Genomic DNA, 22466 nt, shown 5'->3' with positions numbered 1-22466 from the left:
CACCGGAGCAACCAGAGGAACAACAGGAAGCACAGGACAGCGTGCCCCCCCCCCCCCCCCCCCCCCCCCCCCCCCCCCCCCCCCCCCCCCCCCGGGCCCGGTGCCGGTGGCGCGCTCGGTGGTGCGCCCGGTGTCGGTGGTGCGCTTGGTGGTGCGGTCGCTCACGGCGCCTGGAAGCCCGCCGCGGTGAGCACCTGCTTGGCCTCGGGCGACTGGATGTACGCGACGAAGGCGGCGGCGCCGTCCTTGTTCGGGGCCTTGGCCAGGGCGGCGATCGGGTAGTCGTTCACGGCCTTGTCGGCCTCGGGGAAGTCCACGCTGTCGATCTTCCCAGCGTCCGCCTTCACGTCGGTCTTGTACACGAGCGAGGCGTCGACCTCGCCGAGCTCGACCTTGGTCAGCGCGCCCTTGACGTCCTGCTCCAGGGTGACCGGGGTGAGGTTGACGTTGGCGGCCTTGAGCGCGGTCAGGGCGGCGGCGCCGCACGGCACCTCCTTTGCGCACAGCGCGACCTTCACACCGGAGGCGGTGAGGTCGTTCAGGCCCGCGACGTGCTTGGGGTTGCCCTTGGGCACGGCGATGGTGAGCGTGTTCTTGACGAAGGTCTTCGGGTCGCCGCTCGCGCCGCCCGCGTCGGTCACGGTCTTCATGGTGGCCGGACTGGCGGCGGCGAACACGTCCGCCGGGGCGCCCGAGTTGATGCTGGTGGCGAGGCTGGAGCTGCCGCCGAAGTTGAACTTGACCTTGGCGCCCGGGTTCGCGGCCTCGAACTTCTTGCCGAGGTCGGTGAACGTCTCCTTGAGCGAGGCGGCGGCGAAGACGGTGATGTCGCCGGTGGCCTTCGGGACGCTGCCGCCACCGGCCGCCGACGAGGCCGAGGAACCCGCCGTCGAAGCGGCCGTGGAGCTGCCGGACTTGCCACCGCCGTCGCTGCCGCAGGCGGTGGCCCCGAGGCTGAGGACGAGGGCCGCCGCGGCGGCGACGGCGAGTCTGCGGGTGGTCGTACGGGTGCTCATCGGGGCTTCCCCTCCAGGGCGCGCGCCGGAAGGGGCGCGGAGTGAGGCCGCAGGTGCGGCCATTACGGTGATCATAGTGCCGCAAATGCGAGTGATAAGTCCTCTGTCGCTTCGCACAGGCGGGGTGTGGCGGCGCTCTCCGCCCGGCTGTGCGAAGGCTCAAACGTGCACGGACGGCGCCGGAGCGGGAGTGCTGCGGGGGTCGGCGTGATGGCCTGTGTGAGGGCCGGCGTGAGCGTGGTGCCGGGGAAATTACGTCGCGCAGGGGGCGGCCGGGCGGACAGAGTGGGGGCGATTCGTACGGCAGTCCGTACACACCACCCGGGCCGAACGGCCCAGAAGAGGAGGGGGGGTCCGTCCATGTCCACGTTGCGCGTCACCGCGGAGAAGCTGGTCGTCCTGGAGCACCCGAACGCCGACGCACTGGAGCTCGCGCAGGTCGGCCTCTACCGGGCGGTGGTCGCCAAGGGCAGGTACCGGACCGGCGACTACGCCGTCTACATCCCCGAACAGTCGGTCCTCCCGGTGAAGTTGATCGAGGAGCTGGGCCTGACGGGCAAGCTTGCCGGCAGCAAGTCCGACCGGGTGAGGGCCGTCCGGCTGCGCGGTGAGCTGTCCCAGGGCATCGTCTGCCTGCCGGCCGCGCTCGCCGGCACCGACCTGGCGGACGCCGCCGGGCGCGGCGAGGACTTCGCCGAGCTGCTCGGAGTCGTCAAGTGGCAGCCCCCGGTACCGACCTCCATGAGCGGCGACGTGCTGAGCGCGCCCGACCTGCTGCCCTGGGTGGACATCGAGAACCTCAAGCGCTACCCCGACGTCTTCGAGCCCGGCGAGCCCGTGGTGCTGACCGAGAAGCTGCACGGCAGCTGCTGCCTGATGACGTACACCGCCGCCACCGGCGAGGTCCGGGTGTCGTCCAAGGGCATCGGGGCGCAGGGGCTCTCACTGGTCGAGGACGAGCGCAACCTGTACTGGCGGGCCGTGCGCGCTTACGACCTCCCCGCCGTGGCGGCCCGACTGGCCGAGCGGCTGGGCGCCGAGCGGGTCGGCGTCTTCGGCGAGGTCTTCGGCGCCGGTGTGCAGGACCTGACGTACGGAGCCTCCGGCCGTGCCGAACTGCCCGGCTACGCCGTGTTCGACGTGTCGGCCGTGGTGGACGGGCAGCTGAGGTGGTACTCCGCCGCCGAACTGCTCGCCGCCGAACTGCTCGACGGCGAACTGCCGCTGGTGCCCGAACTGTGGCGGGGGCCGTTCGACCCGGAGACCGTGCTGGCCTTCGCCCAGGGCAAGGAGACCGTCTCCGGGCGTGAACTCCACCTGCGCGAAGGCGTGGTGGTCCGGCCGGTGACCGAGCGCTGGAGCCCGGTGGTGGGCGGACGGGCGATCGCCAAGGTGGTCGGTGACGCCTACCTGACGCGCAGGGGCGGCACCGAGTACGAGTGATCCCCACCCCGTCGCGCCCTCTCGCGCCCTCCCCCGCGCTTTCACGCCTTCCGCAGCTGATGGATCGTCAGCTAGGTTGGTGGGTCGCCTGCGGAGAATGGAGTGCCGATGACCGCCGCCACCGCCCTCATCCCCGGGCCGGCCGGAAACCCCCTGGTCGGGTCGCTGTTCGACCTCACCCGCCGCCCGCTGCGCACCTACCTCGCCGCCCGCCGCGACCACGGGGACGTGGTCCGGTTCCGGGTCGGGCCGCCCGGGCTGCGGGTCGAGTTCTACGGGGTGTTCTCCCCGGAGGGCGTCCAGCAGGTGCTGGGCGGTGAGGCGGCCAACTTCCGCAAGGAGAACGCCTTCTACGACGAGTTGCGGACCAGCGTCGGTAACGGCCTGCTGACCAGCCAGGACGGCGACTACCAGTGCCAGCGCCGGCTGGTCCAGCCGCTGTTCACCCGCCGCCGGGTGGACGGCTACGCGGGCGCCGTCGCCCGGGAGGCGCGGGCGCTCACCGAGCGGTGGAACGCGATCCCGGTCGGGGTCGTGGACGCGGCGGAGGAGATGTCCCGGTTCGCGCTGCGAGCCGTCGCCCGGATCCTGTTCGGCGCGGACGTCGAGGAGGCGGTGGCGGTGGTGGACCGCAGCTTCCCGGTGCTCGGTGAGTACGTCTGGGACCGGGGCTTCGCGGCGATCCGCATCCCGCGCACCTGGCCGACCCCCGCGAACCGGCGCGGCGCCGAGGCCCAGCGCGCCCTGTACGCGGTCTGCGACCGGATCATCGCCGAGCGGGCCGCGCGCGGCGACCTGGACGAGGACGCGGACGACCTGCTCACACTGCTCGGACGGGCCCGTGGCGAGGACGGGGAGCAACTCGACCCGGCCGAACTCCGGGACCAGGTGCTGGTGTTCCTGCTTGCCGGGCACGAGACCACGGCCACCTCGCTGGCCTTCGCGCTGCACCTGCTCGCCAAGCACCCCGAGCAGCGGAAGCTCGCCCAGCAGGAGGCGCAGACCGTGCTGGCCGGCCGGGAACCGACCGCGGCGGACCTGGAGTCGCTGCCGTACATCACCCGGGTGCTGAAGGAGGCGATGCGGCTCTACCCGGCGGCGGCCCTGGTCGGGCGGCGGGCGGTCGCCGAGACGGTCATCGACGGGTACGTGATCCCGGCGGGTGCCCAGGTCGTCGTCTCGCCACTGGTCACCCACCGGCACCCGGCGCACTGGCCGGACCCGGAACGCTTCGACCCCGACCGCTTCCTGCCCGAGCAGGAGAAGGACCGGCACCGCTACGCCTGGTACCCGTTCGGTGGTGGTCCGCGGGCGTGCATCGGGCAGCACTTCGCGATGCTGGAATCGGTGCTGAGCCTGGGCGTGCTGCTGCGGGACTTCGAGATGGAGGCGGTGGACGAGCGGGTGGCGCTCGCCCAGGGCATCACGCTCCGCGCGGCGAGCCCGATGCGGATCCGGGTGACGGCGCGGGGAGCCGCAGGGCTCGCCGGGTAACGGCTGACAGCGTTCAGATTTCAGATGACAGAGGATGAAATCTGTTATCTGTCATCTGTTTGTCGTTATCTGTTCGCTGCCTCTCCGGGTGTGTGGCCGGCCGGCGCCCACCGGGGGGTGCGGGTGCGCGGCGGGGGCGCCGCCCCGGCGGGACAGCGCCCCCGATCGGCTCTGCCGGTGCCTCAGCCCCGGCTCTGGAACACGATCTTGGTCCAGGTGGAGCCCGGGCAGTTGCCCCAGACGTCCCAGGCCTGGGATCGGGCGCCGATCCACAGGCCGGTGGTGCTCGTGCCGTTGGCACAGTAGGTGATGGTGCGCAACTCGCCCGAGTAGACGTTGCAGTAGCCCTCCCAGCGCCACCCGTAGTTCGCGGTGATGACGCAGTGGTAGGAGGCGGCGGCCACCTCGGGCGAGGCTCCGATGGCATTGGCGGTGATGGTCTGGTCGGCGGCGGCGACGGTGGGCGCGGCGGCGGCGGGCAGGGTGGTGGTCCCGAGCACGCCGAGGGTGGCCGCGGCGGCGGCCCCGAACGTGGCGATCTTCCTGGCGATGCGACCTCGCATGGCGGTTTCTCCTCGCTCAGCGGTACGGATCGGGCGGTGCGTCCCCGGCCGTCCAGATCCACGGGGTGGGTGAATTCCGGCTTCCCGTCCGGCCGATGACGTATTGCGCACGAATGACTGCGGACAGTGAGACGACGGCCTATGATGTGAGCTGTGTCACAACCTTTTCTTTGGGTTGTGACCTGCCCAACTGGGCTTTCGGAGTGCCGATTTCCGGGGAGAGCGGCATGGCGGAATGCGGCGGTAGGTGTGGTGGCGGACGCGGGGGCGGCGGTGGGAAGGACTTCGGTCCGAGGCCTGCCGATCGTCAATCGGACGATTTCAACCGGGTGTTCACGGAAATGCTGCCGAGGCTCCACCGGGCGGCCACGTCGCTCACCGGCGGGCTCGCCGCCGGGGACGTGGTGCATGACGCGTATCTGCGGATCGCCCGCAGGCCGGAGCGGTTCCTGAGCCATCCGCAGCCCTACGCCTACGTGTTCACCACGATGGCGAACATCCTGCGCGACCAGTGGCGCCGGGATCGGCGGAGGGTCGTGCTGCCCGATCCGTGCGAGACGGCCGAGCGGGAGCGGGACCGGCCGCCGGTCGAGTCGCCGTCGGGCGGGATGGCTGAGCTGCAGGCGCGCTGGGAGGTGCTCCGACTGCTGGGCTGCCTGACGGCGAAGCAGGCCCGCGTGGTGGTGCTGGTGGACCTCGACGGCTACACCGTCGACGAGGCCGCCGAACTGCTGGGCCTGCATCGCAGCACGCTGGCCGTCACCCGTCGCCGCGCCCACGGGAGGCTGCGCGCGGTCCTCGCGCGGGAGCGGGAACATGAGCGGGAGGGCGAGCGGGACCATCGGCCGGGGCCCGCCCTCGAAGCGGCGCCCGGCGCGGGGTCCGCTGCGGGGTCCGCTGCGGGGCCCGGTGCAGGCCCTGGGGCGGCGCCCGAAGCGGCACCCGACGCACCGAGCTGACGCCAAGTCAGCTGATGCGCCGCCCCGGCCCGTACGCTGAAAATCGTGATCACGTACGAGGACCACCGCCTCCGCGCCCTGGCTGACGACGGCCGCTGGCCCGAACTGCTGACCGCCTACCGGCAGGGTCGGGCGGCAGCCGTGGAGCGCGCCGGGGAGGAGCCCGCGGCGGCGCTGACCGCGCCGCTCGGCCACCTGATCGCCTACTCGGCGCCGCCGGAGCTGGCCGTCCGGCTGTTCGACCGGGACGGCGGCCCGGGGACGGTCGCCGGGGTCGCCGACCATGACGCCGGTCCGCTCTGGGAGGTGCTGGCGACCCGGCATTCCTGGCTGCGGCTGGCCCCGCTGCTCGTCCCGGCCCCGGTGCGCCGACTGGTCGCGCAGACCCGGGTGCTGCTCGGCGAGGACCTCTCGTACGGGGCCGAACCCGACCCGGAGGGCGTGCCGCTGCTGCTGGCGCCGTGGGAGGCGGCCGGATGGGACGAGGGGGCGCGGGTGCGCCAGTACCTGCCCTGCGGGGGCGCGCGCAGTGCGCTGCTGACCCTGCCGGCCAGCCGGGAGGGTCTGGGTGACGTGACGCTGCCCGCATCGGGCGTACGGCTGGGCGGGCAGCGGGCGACCCGGGCGCTGGCCGCACTGGCGGACTGGGCGGAGGTGGTCTGCGTCCGGGGCCCGGCGCCGCAGGCGGCCGCCCAACTGGCCCGTAGTTCCCGGGTCACCGGCGGGTACCTGCCGTTCGCGCTGGTCTATCCGGCGCTGGTACAGGCCGCCGTCGTGGACCGCGGACGGGGCTCGGCGCACGGACGGCTGGCGCTCTGGCGGGCGCTGGTCGAGATGGCCGGCGCGAAGGGTACGGACGGGTCGGACCGGGCGGAGGTCGACGCGCTGGTGGCCCGGATGCGCTGCTTCATCTGGCACGAGCCGACCGCCGGGCTGCGCCATCTGCACGTCGCGCTGGAGGACCCGGCCTGTGGCCTGGCCTGGGCGGTGAGCGGCTCCGAGGACCTGTGAGGACCTCCGAGGACCTGCGAGGACCTGTGGGGACCCGCGAGAACCGGTGAGGACCGGTGAGGGCCTGTGGCGAAGGCCCGTCGGACATGCGGAACCCCCGGTCCGGCGCCGTTTCCGGGGGAGGTGGTGGCGCCGGACCGGGGGCGTATGAGGGGGCCGCTCAGGCGGCCGCGGCCGCACCGCTCTGGACGGGGACGGCTTCCGGAGTCGCCGGGACGGCCTCGGGGGCCTCGACCGGCCCGCCGTGCGCGTCGACCAGGGTCCGCTCGTCGAACGGCTCCTCGCCGGCCAGCACCCGCTGGGCGCGGTCCGCGTCGAGTTCGCCGGTCCAGTGCCCGATCAGGACGGTGGCGACGGCGTTGCCCGCGAAGTTGGTGAGCGCACGGGCCTCGGACATGAAGCGGTCGATGCCGACGATCAGGCCGACCCCGTCCACCAGCGCGGGCTTGTGCGACTGCAGTCCGCCGGCCAGGGTGGCCAGCCCGGCGCCGGTGACCCCGGCCGCACCCTTGCTCGCGATCACCATGAACACCAGCAGCGAGAGCTGCTCGCCGATCGACATCGGCTTGTCCATCGCCTCGGAGATGAAGATCGACGACATGGTGAGGTAGATCGCGGTGCCGTCGAGGTTGAAGCTGTAGCCGGTCGGCACGGTGATGCCGACGACCGGGCGGCTCACGCCGAGGTGCTCCATCTTGGCGATCAGGCGGGGCAGCGCGCTCTCGGAGGAGGAGGTGGAGAGGATCAGCAGGAACTCGCGGCCCAGGTAGCGCAGCAGGGCGAACACGTTGACCCCGGCGACCAGTCGCAGCAGCGCGCCCAGGACGACGACGACGAACAGCACGCAGGTCGCGTAGAAGCCGATCATGATGACCGCGAGGCTCTTCAGCGCGGCCGTGCCGGTCGCCCCGACGACGGCGGCCATCGCCCCGAAGGCGCCGATCGGCGCGACCCACATGATCATCGACATGACCCGGAAGACCAGCCGCTGCACGTGCTCGATCCCGCGCAGCACCGGGGCACCGGCCGGGCCCATCGCCTGGAGGGCGAAGCCGGCGAGCAGTGCGACCAGCAGGGTCTGCAGCACCTTGCCCTCGGTGAGGGCCGAGAACGTGGTGGTGGGGATCATCCCGAGCAGGAAGTCGGTCGTCGACTGGGCGCCGCCGGCGACGGCCTGGGCGTGGCCGGACTTCGCGAGCGCGGCGGTCAGGTGCAGGCCGCCGCCGGGCTCCAGCAGGTTGCCGATGGCCAGGCCGATGGCCAGCGCGACGGTCGACATGACGAGGAAGTAGCCGAGGGCGAGGCCGCCGACCTTGCCGACCTTGGCGGCCTTGGTCACCGAGCCGATGCCCAGCACGATGGTGCAGAAGATCACCGGGCTGATCATCATCTTGATCAGGTTGACGAAGCCGGTGCCGACCGGCTTCAACTCCACGGCGAAGCCGGGGGCGGCCAGCCCGACCGCGATGCCCGCGACCACGGCGGCGATGACGGCGAGGTAGAGGTAGTGGGTCCGGTCCCTGCGTCTGGATCCCCCCGCCGGTGCGGCTCCATCGATCGACATCTGCGGCTCCTTCGCCGTGCGGTCCTGGCGGCCCCGGGTGGTGGGCCGCTCTGACTATCGGTCCTGGGCGTGACGGAGGTCACGTTTGCGTTCATAGAGTTCACGGCCGGGTGTCGCTGGGACGTGGGGTCCGACGGGGCTGGGGGGCGTTCGTCGACAGGTCGTCGGCAGGCCGCCGACCTGTCGCGGGCCCCTGGGGGACCCCGGGAGTGTGGTGCACACTGGCAGGCATGTCCGTGCGCACCGCCCCCACGCCCTCGCGCCGACGGCTCCCGGCACCCCGCGGGCTGGTCCGCAGCCTGGCTGGGCAGCTCTTCGTCGTCCAGGTGGTCATCGTCGCCGCCGTGGTGGCGGGCGGTGCGGTGCTCGCATACCTCTTCACCGCCGACCGGGCCGAGGACGCGGCCCGTCGTCAGGTCACCACTGTCGCCCACGCCGTCGCCGACTCGCCCTCCGTGCGGGCCGCCGTCACCACGCCGGACCCGACCGCGGTGCTCCAGCCGTACGTCGAGCAGGTGCGGGTGGACACCGGCGTCTCCTTCATCACCGTCATGGACACCGAGGGCGTGCGCTGGACCCACCCGCTGCCCGAGCAGATCGGCAAGCGCTTCCTCGGACACATCGACTGGGCACTCGCGGGGGAGACCCGCAGCGAGACGTACACCGGCACGCTCGGGCCGTCCGTGCGGGTGGTGACGCCGGTGTTGGACGACCGGCACCAGGTGATCGCGCTGGTCAGCGCGGGCCTCACGGTGGAATCCATCTCCGCGCAGTTGAGCGGCCCGCTGCTCGCCCTGATCGGGGTGGCGGTGGCCGCGCTCGGGGTCGGCGGTGTGGGCACCTACCTCGCCAACTCCCGGCTGCGGCGGCACACCCACGGCATGGGGCCGGCCGAACTCAGCCACCTCTACGAATACCACCAGGCGACCCTGCGCTCGGTGCGCGAGGGGCTGGTCCTGCTGGACCGCGCGCACCGGGTGGTGCTCTGCAACGACGCGGCCCGTGAACTGCTCGGACTGGGCGGCAACTTGGAGGGCCGCCTGATCGTGGAGCTGGGGCTGCCGCAGGCGCTGGTCGCGGCCGTGCTCGGCGACGAGCCGGTCCGGGACGAGGTGCACCTGACCGCCGAGCGGGTGGTGGTGCTCAACACCTCCACCATCGGCACCGGCCTCGGCCGGGTCGTCACCCTGCGCGACCACACCGAACTCCAGTCGCTCAGTGGAGAGTTGGACTCCGTGCGGGGCTTCACCGAGGCCCTCGGGGCGCAGGCGCACGAGGCGGCCAACCGGCTGCACGCCGTCGTCTCGCTGATCGAACTCGGCCGCCACGAACAGGCGGTGGAGTTCGCCACCGCCGAGCTCGCGCTCGCCCAGCAGCTCACCGACCGGGTGGTCGCGGCGGTCGGCGAACCAGTACTGGCCGCGCTACTGCTCGGCAAGGCGGCCCAAGCGGCCGAACGGGGAGTGGAGTTGGCCCTCACCGACGACAGTCGGATCGACGACGGGCTGCTGCCGCCCGGGCTCTCCGCGCGGGACCTGATCACCGTCCTCGGCAACCTGATCGACAACGCCGTGGACGCCGCCATCGCCGGAGCCGCGCAGAGTGCGGTGCCGCCGGAGGTCACCGTCACCGTGCGGATCGATGGCGGTGGCGTGGGTGGCGTGGGTGGCGTGGGTGGCGTGGGTGGCGGCGACGCGGCTCCGGGTGGCGGCGATTGCCTGCTGCTGCGCGTCGCCGACACCGGGGCGGGGATCGACCCGACCGCCGTCGAGGACGTGTTCCGGCGCGGCTGGAGCACCAAGCAGGACGTGCGCGGGCACGGTCTCGGGCTGGCACTGGTGTCCCAGGCCGCCCGGCGCAACGGCGGCAGCGTCGAGGTCGGGCGCGACCGGGGTGCGGTGCTCACCGTCCGGCTGCCGCTCGCCGGGCTGCCGGCACGATCCGGTGAGCGGCAGCCGGGGCAACTCGGGAGCCCGGAGCAACTTGGCCGGCCAGGCCGGCCAGGCCGGCCGGGGCAGCCGGGGCAGCCAGGCCAGCCGGGCCGACGGGAAGGGGTGTCGCGATGACCGAGGTGACCGCCGGGCCGGGGATCTCCGTGCTGGTCGTCGAGGACGACCCCGTGGCCGCCGCCGCGCACACCCTCTACGTCGAGCGCGAACCCGGCTTCCACGCCGCCGGGACGGTGCACAGCTGCGCCGACGCGCTGCGCTTCCTGGACCGCGCCCGCGCTGCCGGGAGGCCCGTCGACCTGACCCTGCTCGACCTCTACCTGCCGGACGGCCACGGCCTCCACCTATGCCGCTCGCTGCGTGCCGCCGGCCACACCACCGACGTCATCGCGGTGACCTCGGCCCGCGACCTGGCGATGGTGCGGCAGGCCGTGTCGGCGGGCGTGGTCCAGTACCTGCTGAAACCGTTCAGCGCCGCCGCCCTGCACGACCGCCTGGAACGCTACGCCCGCTACCGCGACAGCCTCGGGCGCACCGGCGAGGCGACCGGGCAGGACGAGGTCGACCAGGCGTTCGCCTTGCTCCGCACGCCCGAGCGCAGCAGCCTCCCCAAGGGGTTGAGCGCGCCCACCCTGGACACCGTCGCCGCCGTACTGCGCGAGACGGCGACGGGTCTGTCCGCCGCCGCCGCGGGCGTCGCCGCCGGGGTCTCCCGGATCACCGCGCGCCGCTACCTCGAACACCTCGTCGACACCGGGCGGGCGGTGCGGGAACCGCAGTACGGGAGCGTGGGGCGGCCGGAGCTCTGCTACCGGTGGAAGGGTGGCGGGGCGGCTCCGGGTCGGCGGGGGTGAGGGCCGTGACCTTTTCGCCGGTGGCTCGTTGGCAGGACCGGGGGCGGTTCACTCACTCGGGTGGTTCTGGGGGCCCCTGGGGTATCCCGCCAGGTCAGGGGCGATAAAGTTAGGCTTACCTAACTTCTTCTGGGGGTTTGCCTTGTCGCTCGCCGCCGTTCCCGCCCAGGCTCCGGCCTCCTCCTCCGGAACTGTCGGAGCCGCCGGAGCCGTCGGAGCCGTCGGAGCCGTCGGAGCCGTCGGAGGTGTCGAAGCCGCCGGTGTCGCTGGAGCCGCCGGTGCCCCGGCCTCCGGCGAGGCCATCCTGCGCCGCCAGCGCGTACGCGAGTCCGCCGCCCGTACGTACGCCCGGTCCTTCCCGATCGTCCCGGTACGGGCCCACGGCATGACCGTCGAGGGCGCCGACGGGCGGCGCTACCTGGACTGCCTCTCCGGCGCCGGGACGCTCGCCCTCGGGCACAACCACCCGGTGGTGCTGGAGGCGATCCGCCGCACCCTCGACAGCGGCGCCCCGCTGCACCTGCTCGACCTCGCCACCGCCGAGAAGGACGACTTCACCAGCGCCCTCTTCGAGAGCCTGCCCGCCGACTTCGCCGCCGGCGCCCGGATCCACTTCTGCGGGCCGGCCGGCACCGACGCCGTCGAGGCCGCGCTCAAGCTGATGCAGACCGCCACCGGCCGGTCCGGCGCGCTCGCCTTCACCGGCGCCTACCACGGCATGACCGCCGGAGCCCTGGCGCTCACCGGAAACGTCGCCGTCAAGGAACCGCTGCCGAGCGGCGGCGAGGTCGTCCGGCTGCCCTACCCGTACGGCTACCGCTGCCCGTTCGGCGTCGGCGGCGAGGCCGGCGCCGACCTCGCCGCGACCTACGTCGAACGGCTGCTCGACGACCCCTCGGGCGGGGTCGTCCCGCCCGCCGCGATGATCCTGGAAGCCGTCCAGGGCGAGGGCGGCGTCGTCCCCGCGCCCGACGGCTGGCTGCGCGAGATGCGCCGGATCACGGCCGAGCGGGGCATCCCGCTGATCGTCGACGAGGTGCAGACCGGCGTCGGGCGCACCGGGGCGATGTGGGCCGTCGAGCACAGCGGCATCGTCCCGGACGCCATGGTGCTCTCCAAAGCCATCGGCGGCAGCCTGCCGCTCGCCGTCGTCGTCTACCGGGAGGACTACGACGGCTGGCGCCCCGGCGCCCACACCGGCACCTTCCGCGGCAACACCCTCGCCATGGCCGCCGGCGCCGCCACCCTGCGCCACGTCGCCGCCCACGGGCTGGCCGAGCGCGCCGCCGTCGTCGGCGAGCGGATGACCGCCCGGCTGCGCGGGCTCGCCGCCGAACTGCCGGTGATCGGCGACGTGCGCGGGCGCGGCCTGATGCTCGGCGTCGAACTCGTCGACCCCGCCGCCGATCCGGACGCCTGCGGGGCCAGGCCGGCCGACCCGGCGCTCGCCCGCCGGGTGCGGGAGGCCTGCCTGGCACGCGGGCTGATCGTCGAGCTCGGCGGGCGCCACGACGCGGTGCTGCGACTGCTGCCGCCGCTGACCATCACCGACGAGCAGGTCGCCGCGGTGCTCGACCGGCTGGCCGACGCGATCGCGGCCGCTGCGGCCGTCGAACCCGTCGCTGCGGCGAGCGCCGCGGCTCCCGCGGCCCGGGGCGCCGAATGAGCGCGCGGCGAGGGGGGGATGGCGGTTCAGGGGAAGGCTCGGGAGGAGGCTCGGGCGCCCGAGCCGGGGCCGGTGGTGACTCCGGTGCCGCAGCCGGACTGCCCGGCGGGCCCGCCCCGTTGGACGCCCTCGCGGGCGGCGTCGGCGGGCCTGGCGCGCTCGGACCGCTGCTGGCCACCGTCCTCGACGCGCTCGACCACGGCATCGCCCTGCGCGGCGGGCCGCTGCCCGCAGGCAGTCCGGCCGAGCTCGGTGCGCTGGTCGCCGACGGTCTGGCCGGCGCCCACGGGCCCGGCGCGCTCGCCCGCCTCACCGAACTCCTCGCCTACGGCGCCGCCGACCCCGCCGACCCGGCCTGCGCCGCCCACCTGCACTGCCCGCCGCTCGCCGTGGCCGCCGCCGCCGACCTCGTGGTCAGCGCCCTCAACCCCTCCCTGGACTCCTGGGACCAGGCCCCCGCCGCCACCGCCCTGGAGACTGCCCTCCTCGCCGAACTCGCCGCCCTCGTCGGCTACGACCCGGCCCGCGCTGCCGGCGTCCTCACCTCCGGCGGCACCGAGTCCAACCTCATGGGACTGATGCTGGCACGGGACCAGAAGCTGGACGGCATCGTCGAATTGGACGGCATCCCGGCCGGAGTCCGGCCGTGCGTCGTCGCCTCTGAGGCCGCGCACTTCTCCGTCCAGCGCGCCGCCGCCCTGCTCGGGCTCGGCGAGCGCGCCGTCACCACCGTCCCCGTCGACCGGCAACTCCGGATGGAACCAAAGGAGTTGGAGCGGACCCTGGCCGAGGCCAGCTGGGCCGGACGCACCCCGATCGCCATCGTCGCCACCGCCGGCACCACCGACACCGGCGGCATCGATCCGCTGCACGTCGCCGCCGACCTGGCCGGCCGCTACGGCGCCTGGCTGCACGTCGACGCCGCGTACGGCGGCGGCGCGCTGCTCTCCGACCGGCTCGCCCCGCTCCTCGACGGCATCGATCGTGCCGACTCCGTCTCCCTCGACTGGCACAAACTGGGCTGGCAGCCCTCCGCCGCCGGCGTCTTCCTGGTCCGCCGCACCGAGACCTACGTCTCGCTCGCCCGCCGCGCCGAGTACCTCAACCCCGTGGACGACGAGCAGGCCGGCTACCCCAGCCTGCTCGGCCGCTCGCTGCGCACCACCCGGCGGGCCGACGCCTTCAAACTCGCCGTCACCTTGCGCACCCTCGGCCGCGACGGGCTCGGCCGACTCGTCGACGCCTGCCACGAACTCGCCCGGTCGGCCGCCGAGGCCGTCCGCGCCGAACCGTCGCTCGAACTCCACGCCGAACCCGTGCTGACCGTCGTGCTGTTCCGCTACCGGCCGCCGGGCCTGACCGACGAGGCTGCCGTCGACGAACTCAACGGCAGCCTGCGCCGGTTGCTTCTGCGCACCGGGCGGGCGGTGGTCGGGCGGACCGAACTCCCGGGCGAGGGGCCGGGCCGGGTACGGCTCAAGCTCACCCTGCTCAACCCGCACGCCACGGCGGGGGAGGTCCGTGTACTGCTGCGCGAGGTGGTGGGCGCCGGGCGGAAGGCCGAGGGGGACCGGGCCGGCTAGGCGCGCGCTGCGGGGAGTCGGTCATCGCCGGTCATCGCCGGCCGACCGGCGCCCGGGCAGGCCCCGTTCGGGACCGAGGACCAGGGCGCCGAATCATGACCGCGACCGGATGACCACGGTTGCCGCAGTGGCGGTGGCGGTGGCGGTGTGGCTGTAGTTGCGGTCAGTCAGTCGCTCAGGAGTGTGGTGCGGGTGAGCTCCCAGGTCTCCGGGTCGGCGGCGACCAGCAGGCCGTTCTCGCAGCCGGGGGCCTCGGGGCGGTAGGGGGTGCCGTCCAGCCGGGCGGACACGCCGCCGGCCTCGGTGACGAGCAGGGAGCCGGGGGCGTGGTCCCAGGGGAGGGTGCGCCAGTAGAGGAGGAAGTCGAAGCGGCCCTCGACGACGTCCGGGTACTCGATTCCGGCGGCGTGCCGACCGGGGGAGACCTCGCCGAAGGCCGACTCGTTGGCCTGCAAACGCCGGCGGTGTTCCGGGTCGAGGTAGCGGCTCTTCACGGATCCGCGCAGCTTCGCGGCGTCGCGCGGTGCCGGCGGCCGGGTCAGGCGCACGCCGTCGCGCCAGGCCCCGGAGCCCAGTTCGGCACAGTAGGCGGTGGCGGTGGCGGGCTGCCAGATCCAGGAGGCGACGGTCTCTCCGCCGCGGACGAGCGAGCACATCACGGCGTACTCGGGGCGGCCTGCGACGAAGTTGGCGGTGCCGTCGACCGGGTCGACCAGCCAGGCGGCGGGCTCGTCGTGGAGGGCCTGGGCGAGTTCGGGGTCGGCGGAGACCGCCTCCTCGCCGACCACGGGGACGGGCAGCAGCTCGCGCAGGCGGCGGGCGATGATCACCTCGGCCTCGCGGTCGGCGACCGTCACGATCTCGCCGGGCGCCTTCTCCATCACCTCGCCGGCGGCCAGCGCCCGGAAGCGTGGCTCCACCACCTCGGCCGACGCCTCGGCGAGTATCTCCGCCACCTTGTCCATCAGCACGTTCGCGCTCCCTTCGCTGCCTACCACTGTCGCACGAGTGTGCGGAGGCAACCTGCGGCGACCCCTGGGGCGGGCGGGGCCCGCGGGTGGGGTCCGGCGCGCGGACGGGCGGGCGGCGGGGCTCGAACAGGGAACGGCGAACAGATAACAGCTGACAGATAACAGATTTCGAAATCTGTTATCTGTCAGCTGTTATCTGTCGGCTGTTATCTGTTACCTGCTGCCCGCCCTCCCGGGGGTGCCCTCAGTCGCCCAGGTAGTGGAACCCCGGGCGCGGGTGCATCAGGAACTCGTGGTGCGAGATGTTCCAGGCGTACGCGCCCGCCATCGCGAACAGCACCCGGTCGGCTGCCCGCAGGCCGTCGGCGTCGGCGGCGGCCCGGGCGAGGACGTCCTTCGGGGTACAGAGCTGGCCGGCCAGGGTGGCGCGGCCGGTGGCGACGGCGGGGCGCGGCCACGGGTGCGGCCAGGCGTCGACCGGGAGCACCTCGAAAGGCTGGGAGTGCCCCCGGGTGGCGGGGGTGCGCAGGTGGTGGGTGCCGCCACGGACCACCGCGAAGTCCTCGCCGTGGCTCTGCTTCACGTCCAGCACCTCGGTCGCGTACCAGCCGCAGTGGGCGGTCAGGGCCCGGCCGGGTTCGATCCGCAGGGTCAGACCGGGGTGGGCGTCCAGCAGCTTGGCCAGCCCTTCGCCGAAGGCCGTCCAGTCGAAGTGGTTCGCCGGGTCGTCGTAGTCCACGGCCATTCCGCCGCCGACGTTGACCTCCGCCAGCGGGAAGCCGTGCCGCTCGGCCAGCGCGGCCGACCAGGCCACGATCTGCTCGGCGACGGCCAGTTGCTCAGCCGCCGCGAGCCCGCTGGCCAGATGGGCGTGCACGCCGCGCAGACGCAGCCGCCGTCCGAGCGGGCCGGTGCCGTCGCCGGTGCCGTCGCCGGTGAGCTGGCGCACGCACTCCTCGGCACGGTCCGGGTCGAGCCCGAAGGGCGTCGGTCGCCCACCCATCGCGAGTGCCACCGCGTCGAGCGCACCGGTGGCGACCGGCAGGTTGACCCGTAGCAGCACGTCGACCACCGTGCCCGGCCGGTCCGCGAGGACGGCGTCGAGCCGGTGCAGTTCCTGCTCGCTCTCGATGTGCCAGCGGTGCACCCCGGCGTCCACGGCGGCGGCGATCTCGGCGGGCGTCTTGCCAGGGCCGCCGAAGGCCAGCGGCGCGTCCGGAACGGCCGCCCGCACGTGCGCCAACTCACCTCCGCTGGAGACCTCGTAGCCGTCGACCGCGTCGCGCAGCGCGGCGAGCAGCGGCGCCTCCGGATTGGCCTTGGCGGCGTAGTACAGCTCGACCCGCGCGGGCAGCGCGGCCCGGACGGCGGTGGCGTGCGCGCGCAGCGCCGCCAGGTCGTAGACGTAAGCGGGCAGGGCGTCGGGCGCGAGGGCGGCGACGTGCCGGCGGACGATCTCGGTCATCGGGCGGCGCTCCCGAGGGAGAGGGGGGTAGCGGTGCGGGCGGCCTGGGCGAGGACGGATCCGGCGAGCGGCGAGGGCAGGCGGACGTAGCCGGCCTGTCGGTCGGCCTTGCGTTCCCAACGGGTGAGCAGGTTGGCCTTGGCCGGCAGCGGCACGCCCGCGAGCAGCGCCCGCAGCCGGGGCGGGCGGCCGTGGCCTGCCGCGTACTGCTCCAGGGTGTCCCGGACCGCCTGCCACAGGGCGCCCTCCAGCTCGGGGTGGCGGTCGGCGAGGACGGCCAGCAGTTCGGCGACGTGGTTGACCAGCAGGCAGTAGACCACCCGGTCCCAGCCGCGTTCGGCGTCGTACGTCATCGGCCCGGCGACCTCGGGCGGGAGGGCGGCCAGGATGTCGGCGTTGTGCTCGGGGACGAGCTTGGTGCCCTCCAGGTCGCGGAAGAGCACCTGGGTGGGGCACCCGGTGGCGTCGACGCCGATGAGCACGTTCTGCAGGTGCGGCTCCAGCACCACGCCGTGGTCGAAGTAGGCGGCGAGCACGGGCGGGATGAGCAGCCCCAGATAGGCCCGCCACCAGTCCAGGGCCCGGAAGGCGTCCGAACTCCCGTCCAGCAGACGGGAGATGTGGGCGGAGCTGGTCGGGTGCTCGTCGGCGACGGCGGCGGCCAGCAGCGGGGTGACGCCGGGCCGCAGCACGCCGCCGAAGCCCTCGCGGACGATCAGGCCGAAGCCCTCGTACAGCGCCTGGTCGGGTCGGCCGTCGGCGCCGGGCAGGGCGAGGGTGCGGAACGCGGGCTCGCGCAGCATCGCCGCGTCGGGGAAGCGCCGGGCGAGGTCGGCGAGGGCGGGGGCGAGCAGCCGGGTGAGTTCGACGGCGCCAGTGAGCTCGTAAGCGGCGTTCTTGCGCAGGCAGTTGGTGATGCGCACGTTGAGGCTGAACTTGAGGAAGGCGTCCGCGCCGTGGAGGGTGCGCACCGAGGCGGTGGCGGCGAACTCCTCGCCGCGCGGCCCGAGGTCGAGGACGTCCCCGCGGTCCAGGGCGTCGCGCAACAGCGGGTGATCGCCGATGAGTTGGTACTGCCAGGGGTGGGCGGGCAGCAGGCGGTATCCGTCCGGGACGTCGCCGAGGCCGTCCAGCAGGGCGCTCGCGCTGTTGTCCAGGGACTGCTCGGTGAGCAGTTCGGCGCGGACGGCGAGGTGGCGCAGCGGGAACGCCGCGCGGGACTCCGGGGCGTACCCGCGCCAGTCCCCCCGAGCGGCGGAGCGGGACTTGGGCGCCGGGTGGAAGCGGTGGCCGAACAGCAGGGCCTGCTCGGACTCCAGGTAGCGATCCGGTCCGGAGACCGGGCGGTCGGCCAGGCTCTGCCGGAGGCCGTCGTGGCTGGAGGTGACCTGGCCGAGGAACTCCTCGTTCACCGTGCCGGTGCGCAGCTCCAGTTCGTCCTGCACGTGTTCCGCCAGCTCTCGCCAGTTCAACTCCGCCCAGATGCCGCCTCGTTCGATCTCGACCGGGCCGGTGAAGCGGTGCGCGCCGAGCAGCGAGGTGCGGCGCAGGGCGATCCGCAGCAGGGCGCCGCGCCGGGGCAGGCGCAGCAGCAGGCGGCCGTCGGCCACGGCGGTCTGGTGCTCGGGGGCGGAGACCTCGCGCAGCAGGCAGTTCAGCAGGGTGTGGGCCACCGCGTCGTCGGCGGTGGGCAGTTCGTGGCTGATCGGCTCGTGGGTGATCGACTTGGGGGCGATCGGCTCGGGGGTCATCGGCGACTCCAGCGCTGGCGGAGGGACGGGAGGGAGAATGCGGTGGCCGCGACGGCGGCCAGCAGGGCGGCGGCGGTGCCGGCCACCACGGGCGCGGCGGCGCCGAACTGCCCGTTGGCCAGCGCTGCGACGGCGCCGGCGGCGACGGCGCCGCCCTTGGAGACGAGTTCGAGCGTGCCGAACATCCGCCCGGGCGCGCGCCCTTGGGCCGCTCCGGCGGCGAGCACGGCGAGGCAGACCAGGCCGAGCGTGAGCCCGGCGCCGAGCAGCAGCCGGACGGCGACGAAGACCGGGAGCGAGTACGCGACGGCGTGCCCGGCCAGGCCGAGCGCGACGAGGCCGAAGCCGAGTGCGATGCCGGTGTGCGGGCGGGCGTGGAACAGCGTGTGGACGCGTGCGGCGAACACCAGGTAGCACAGGTGCGGCAGGGCGAACAGCACGCCGGTGGTGGTGCCGGAGACGCCGGGAAGCCGTTGCTCGGCGAGCGAGATGAGATAGGGGAAGGAGATGACGGTGGCGAAGACGAAGACGAACTCGAAGACGTAGAGCGGGAGGAGCGGGGCGGCGGGTGCCCGCTCGGCGCGGCCCTCCGACGCGGGGGTGGCCGCCGGACGGTCCGGCTCGGGCAGCAGGGACAGCAGCAGCGCGGCGGCGAGCGGGAGGACGGCCATCACCAGGTACTGGCGGTGCGGGTCGATCCACGGGGACAGCGCGCCGACCAGGATCGGTGCGGCCACCAGGGCCGCCCGGGCGCTGCCTTGCATCAGGGTGAGTGCGCGGGACAGCCGCGGTCCGTCGAGGGCGGCGGCGAGGTAGCCGTTGGTGGCGGCGAAGGTGCCGCCGAGGAAGCCCTGAAGGACCAGCGCGAGGGTGAACGCGGGCAGGCTGCCGGCGGCCCCGGCCAGCAGGAAGGAGACGGTGAGCCCGAGTTGGGCGCGCAGCAGCAGCCGCTTGCGGCCGAAGCGGTCGGCGAGCCGGCCCCACAGCGGTGCGCCGAGCGCGCTGAAGACCGTCGGGACGATGTAGAGCACGCCGGCCCACCGGGCCTGCGGATCGCCGAGCGTGGGCAGGATCGCGGTCAGGTACGGCGGCAGGCCCAGCGCGGCGAAGGAGGCGACGAAGTAGCAGGCGGCGACGGCGTGCACCTGGCGGCGGCCGAGTCCGCCGGAGTGGTCGGTCCCGTGGCCGGACCGCTGCGAAACGGTCTCCACACTCACCGGGTGATCCCGTCCGCCAGCAGGTAGTTGGGGCCGCTGGTGTAGTGCTTGTTGATGTCGGCGGCGCCCGAGCGCTGCTTGCTGAGCAGGGTCCCGGCGCTGACCATGGCCTTGACCGGCAGGCGTTCGGCCTCCAGCAGGTCCGTCCGCAGCGGCTCACCGGCCGGTCCGATCCGGTCCACCGCTTCGGCCAGGCGCTTTCGCAACAGTGTGAGCACGTCGGTGAGTTCGGCGCGACGGTGCTCGGCGAGGCCGAACGCGAGCGCGCCGGTGCACAGGTGGCCGGTGATGGTGGTGAACAGGTCGGTGAGCGCCCGGTCGTCGTCGCCGAAGATCCGGGCGTCGTCGAAGTCGGCCCGGGTCGGGGCGAGTTCGCCGAGGCGGGCGGTCATCCGGGCGGTGTGCACGCGCGGGCCGTCGTCGTCCTTGTAGAGCAGGCGCAGTCTGTCGCCGTCGAGCACCAGGGAGGTGTTCTGCTGGTGCGACTCCAGTGCTATGCCGTAGTCGAACAGCGTGGTCTGCCAGTCCAGCAGCAGTTCCAGCAGGGAGTCGTAGAAGGCGAGTTGGTCGCCGTCGTGGAAGCGGCCGGCGAGGTGGTCGAGCACCAGGCGGCCCCCGGGCGCGGGGGCCAGCAGGGCGGCCAGCGGGACGGTGACGGCCCGCTCCAGCCCGGCGGGGTAGCGGCGCAGCAGGACGGCCAGCAGTTCGTGACCGGCGTGCGCCCAGGTCTGCTCGTCGGCGTGCAGGACGCGGCCGGCGAAGCGCGGCTCGCGGGCCAGCACGGCCTCGATCAGGCGCTGGCCGGCGGCGCCGTCGAGCAGTGTGCCGGGCTTGATGGTGCGGCGGTTGAGCCGGCCCAGCGTGGCGGTGGCGAGCGGGAGTTTGAGGTGGCAGGCGGGGTCGTCGGCGACGGCGACGGTGCGCATGGAGAGCGTCGGCACGACGGTCAGGTAGGGCCGTTCGGCGAGCACCGCGCGGTCGGCCAGGCCGACCGCCTCCAGTGCCTCGTCCAGCGGGGCGCCGACGGTGAGGGGGTGGACCGGCAGGGTGGTCCAGCCGTCGCCGGGGCAGGCGTCCGCAAGGCCCAGCCAGGCCGGAGTGGGCCACCAGCTCGGGAGCGGGCGCCGGCCGTGGGTGGTGAGGGCGTCGGTCGGGACGGCCAGCCAGCGCAGCTCGAACGCGGGGTGGAACTCCGGTGCGTAGGAGTTCAGTTGGTGTTCGGTGAGGCCGGACCGGCCGCGTGAGGTCGGGTAGACGGGGTGGTCGAGGTAGGCGGCCAGGGTGTCGTGGCCGAGGGCGGCGGCCAGACCGGTCCAGTCGGCCGGGTCCTCGCCGTACAGGTCGGTGAGCCGGGCGTGCACCTCGGGCCGCGCGCGCTCGTGCAGTTCCATGGTGGCGAGGGTCTGGCGGCACTCCTCGGCGAAAGCGTCCCAGCCGGGCCGGTCCTCGGCCTCGGCCAGGCCGGCCAGGGCTGCCACGATGGCGTCCAGGCCGGTGAGCCGGCGCCCGGCCAGCTCCAGTAGGGGCAGCCGGGCGGCGTACTCGCACTGGAAGCCCTCGACGGCGACGGGCAGGGCGAGTTCGGCGTCCGCGACGGTGAACCAGGCGCCGTCCGCGCGGTCCTCCACGGCGCCGCGGGTGCGCAGGCCGAGGACGTCCTCGCGCAGCAGGGCGGAGAGCACCCGCAGGGTGAGCTGCTCGTCGGCGGTCACGGGGTGATCTCCCAGCGGTTGGCGGCGCGGAACCGGGCGACGGCGGCGTCCACGGCTTCCTGGTCGGCGCCGATGGCCCACATCACGCCCAGGTAGTCGCGGTTGGTGCGGTAGTGCTCGTGCCGCTCGCCGAGCGGGCGCAGCGGGCGGTAGGCGAGCCGGACGCCGTCGCGCTCCTCGTCGTACGGCCCGGGGGCGGCGGTGAGGAGGCCGGCGCGGTCGGCGCAGACCACCTCGTTGCGGGCCCGGCGCGGGGTCGCGGCGCACTGCGCGCCGAGGTCCGCGGGGAGTTCCCGGCCGAGGTGGGCGGCGAGGATGTGCTCGAAGAGCGGGACGCCGAGGACCTCGGCGAGCATCAGGTCGCACTGGTCGCCGATGGCACGGTAGTTGACCTCGATGATCCGGGCACGGCCGTCGGGCTGCACGACGAACTCGGTGTGGCAGGCGCCGAGTCCGATCCCGAGCGCGTCGAGTTGGGCGAGCACCTGCGCGACCACCTCACCGGGGTGCGCGGGGACGAACTCCAGCACCTCCTCGATGAAGTCCGGCGGCGGGGAGAGCTGGGTGCGGAAGCCGCCGAGGACGTGCCGGCGGCGGCCGTCGCCGAGCGTCTCCAGGGTGCACAGCCGGCCGTCCAGGAACTCCTCGACGACCAGCGTCGCGCCGGCCCGGCGGTGCTGGATCTCCCGGCAGCGGAGGGCGAGTTCGGCGGCGTCGGCGACCAGTGTGACGTCCTCGCTGGCCACTCCCTCACGAGGTTTGACCACGCACGGGAACGGCGGCTCCAGCTCGGCCGGGTCCTGCCAGGGGGCCAACTCGGCGGACCAGACGGCGTCCTGGCCGGTCAGGGCGAGGTGGCGGCGCAGCTGGCCCTTGTCCTTGGCCCGCAGTGCGGCCTTCCAGTCCTTGGCGGGGAGGCCGAAGTACTCGGCGGCCAGGGCGGTCTGGGTCTGCAGGTGGTCGCTGTTGCTGAACACCGCGTCGGGCGCGTGGTGGCGGGAGACCAGGCTGATCACGGCGCGGAAGTCCCGGACGTCGCACTCCAGCACCGCGGGTGCGGTGAACGGGAGGTCGGCGTAGGCCTTCTGGTGGGGTTCGGCGTGGTCGGTCAGGACGGTGACGTCGAGCCCGAGCCGGGCGGCGGCGGGCAGGAAGCCGGCGGTGACCGAGTCGGTGGGGTTGAGGGCGAGCAGGTAGAGCCGCATGGGGTGGTGGTCCTTGAGGGTGGTGGCGGACGGGAGTGACGGC

17 protein-coding genes are annotated in these 22466 nt (G+C 73.9%); 8 read left to right on the top strand and 9 right to left on the bottom strand.

Annotated features, from left to right (window positions below; translation table 11 throughout):
- Positions 1-161: 161 nt before the first annotated feature.
- Complete coding sequence (modA, locus tag AC07BF_RS10285) at positions 162-1016, bottom strand: molybdate ABC transporter substrate-binding protein (RefSeq protein WP_478333211.1); 855 nt, start codon at positions 1014-1016, stop codon at positions 162-164.
- A gap of 360 nt (positions 1017-1376) precedes the next feature.
- On the opposite strand from modA, the gene AC07BF_RS10280 reads away from it, so the two are divergent.
- A complete protein-coding gene (locus AC07BF_RS10280; RefSeq protein ID WP_363579401.1) occupies positions 1377-2459 on the top strand; it encodes an RNA ligase (ATP) in 1083 nt (360 codons plus the stop codon).
- Positions 2460-2567: 108 nt separating this feature from the next.
- Positions 2568-3953 carry a cytochrome P450 gene (locus tag AC07BF_RS10275; RefSeq protein ID WP_363579399.1) on the top strand — a complete coding sequence of 462 codons (1386 nt, stop codon included), beginning with the start codon at positions 2568-2570 and terminating at the stop codon, positions 3951-3953.
- A gap of 182 nt (positions 3954-4135) precedes the next feature.
- On the opposite strand, the gene AC07BF_RS10270 is transcribed toward AC07BF_RS10275, so the two are convergent.
- Positions 4136-4516 (bottom strand): hypothetical protein, encoded by a 381-nt coding sequence (locus AC07BF_RS10270; RefSeq protein ID WP_478333210.1) that lies wholly within the window; start codon positions 4514-4516, stop codon positions 4136-4138.
- Between the two features lie 113 nt (positions 4517-4629).
- Between AC07BF_RS10270 and AC07BF_RS10265 the strand changes: the two genes are divergently transcribed.
- Together AC07BF_RS10265 and AC07BF_RS10260 are read left to right on the top strand one after the other, a co-directional pair.
- Positions 4630-5475 carry an RNA polymerase sigma factor gene (locus tag AC07BF_RS10265; RefSeq protein WP_478333209.1) on the top strand — a complete coding sequence of 282 codons (846 nt, stop codon included), beginning with the start codon at positions 4630-4632 and terminating at the stop codon, positions 5473-5475.
- Between the two features lie 45 nt (positions 5476-5520).
- Complete coding sequence (locus AC07BF_RS10260; RefSeq protein WP_363579393.1) at positions 5521-6486, top strand: hypothetical protein; 966 nt, start codon at positions 5521-5523, stop codon at positions 6484-6486.
- A 160-nt stretch (positions 6487-6646) separates the two neighbouring features.
- Here AC07BF_RS10260 and AC07BF_RS10255 read toward each other — a convergent pair whose 3' ends face one another.
- On the bottom strand, positions 6647-8050 hold the full coding sequence (locus AC07BF_RS10255; RefSeq protein ID WP_363579391.1) for a cation:dicarboxylate symporter family transporter: 1404 nt from the start codon (positions 8048-8050) through the stop codon (positions 6647-6649).
- A 230-nt stretch (positions 8051-8280) separates the two neighbouring features.
- On the opposite strand from AC07BF_RS10255, the gene AC07BF_RS10250 reads away from it, so the two are divergent.
- The 4 genes from AC07BF_RS10250 to AC07BF_RS10235 all read left to right on the top strand — a co-directional run bounded on the left by AC07BF_RS10250 (position 8281) and on the right by AC07BF_RS10235 (position 14102).
- Positions 8281-10116, top strand: a complete 1836-nt coding sequence (locus AC07BF_RS10250; RefSeq protein WP_478333208.1) for an ATP-binding protein — start codon at positions 8281-8283, stop codon at positions 10114-10116.
- Positions 10113-10853: a response regulator gene (locus tag AC07BF_RS10245; RefSeq protein ID WP_363579387.1), complete on the top strand. Its 741-nt coding sequence runs from the start codon at positions 10113-10115 to the stop codon at positions 10851-10853. Before AC07BF_RS10250 ends, AC07BF_RS10245 begins: the two co-directional genes overlap by 4 nt.
- Before the next feature lie 301 nt (positions 10854-11154).
- Positions 11155-12519 carry a diaminobutyrate--2-oxoglutarate transaminase gene (locus AC07BF_RS10240; protein WP_478316699.1) on the top strand — a complete coding sequence of 455 codons (1365 nt, stop codon included), beginning with the start codon at positions 11155-11157 and terminating at the stop codon, positions 12517-12519.
- A 119-nt stretch (positions 12520-12638) separates the two neighbouring features.
- Positions 12639-14102, top strand: coding sequence for a pyridoxal phosphate-dependent decarboxylase family protein (locus tag AC07BF_RS10235; RefSeq protein WP_478333207.1), 1464 nt, complete (start codon positions 12639-12641; stop codon positions 14100-14102).
- 167 nt (positions 14103-14269) lie between these two features.
- Here AC07BF_RS10235 and AC07BF_RS10230 read toward each other — a convergent pair whose 3' ends face one another.
- The 6 genes from AC07BF_RS10230 to AC07BF_RS10205 all read right to left on the bottom strand — a co-directional run bounded on the left by AC07BF_RS10230 (position 14270) and on the right by AC07BF_RS10205 (position 22423).
- Entirely contained in the window at positions 14270-15067 is a 798-nt protein-coding gene (locus AC07BF_RS10230; protein WP_363617008.1) for an inositol monophosphatase family protein, read from the bottom strand.
- A 250-nt stretch (positions 15068-15317) separates the two neighbouring features.
- Positions 15318-16538: a type III PLP-dependent enzyme gene (locus AC07BF_RS10225; protein WP_400804898.1), complete on the bottom strand. Its 1221-nt coding sequence runs from the start codon at positions 16536-16538 to the stop codon at positions 15318-15320.
- Positions 16535-18289, bottom strand: coding sequence for an IucA/IucC family protein (locus AC07BF_RS10220; protein ID WP_478333206.1), 1755 nt, complete (start codon positions 18287-18289; stop codon positions 16535-16537). Before AC07BF_RS10220 ends, AC07BF_RS10225 begins: the two co-directional genes overlap by 4 nt.
- Positions 18286-19506: an MFS transporter gene (locus AC07BF_RS10215; RefSeq protein ID WP_400984306.1), complete on the bottom strand. Its 1221-nt coding sequence runs from the start codon at positions 19504-19506 to the stop codon at positions 18286-18288. The genes AC07BF_RS10220 and AC07BF_RS10215 overlap by 4 nt, the downstream gene beginning before the upstream one ends.
- The gene (locus tag AC07BF_RS10210) at positions 19503-21218 is read right to left on the bottom strand and encodes an IucA/IucC family protein (protein ID WP_478333205.1); all 1716 of its coding nucleotides are present in this window, start codon (positions 21216-21218) and stop codon (positions 19503-19505) included. Before AC07BF_RS10210 ends, AC07BF_RS10215 begins: the two co-directional genes overlap by 4 nt.
- Entirely contained in the window at positions 21215-22423 is a 1209-nt protein-coding gene (locus AC07BF_RS10205) for an ATP-grasp domain-containing protein (RefSeq protein ID WP_478333204.1), read from the bottom strand. Before AC07BF_RS10205 ends, AC07BF_RS10210 begins: the two co-directional genes overlap by 4 nt.
- Between the last annotated feature and the right edge of the window lie 43 nt (positions 22424-22466).

The organism is Kitasatospora sp. NPDC043950 (assembly GCF_056435345.1).
The sequence above is the reverse complement of the archived record's forward strand: the minus strand, read 5'-3'. Positions and strand labels throughout refer to the sequence as shown.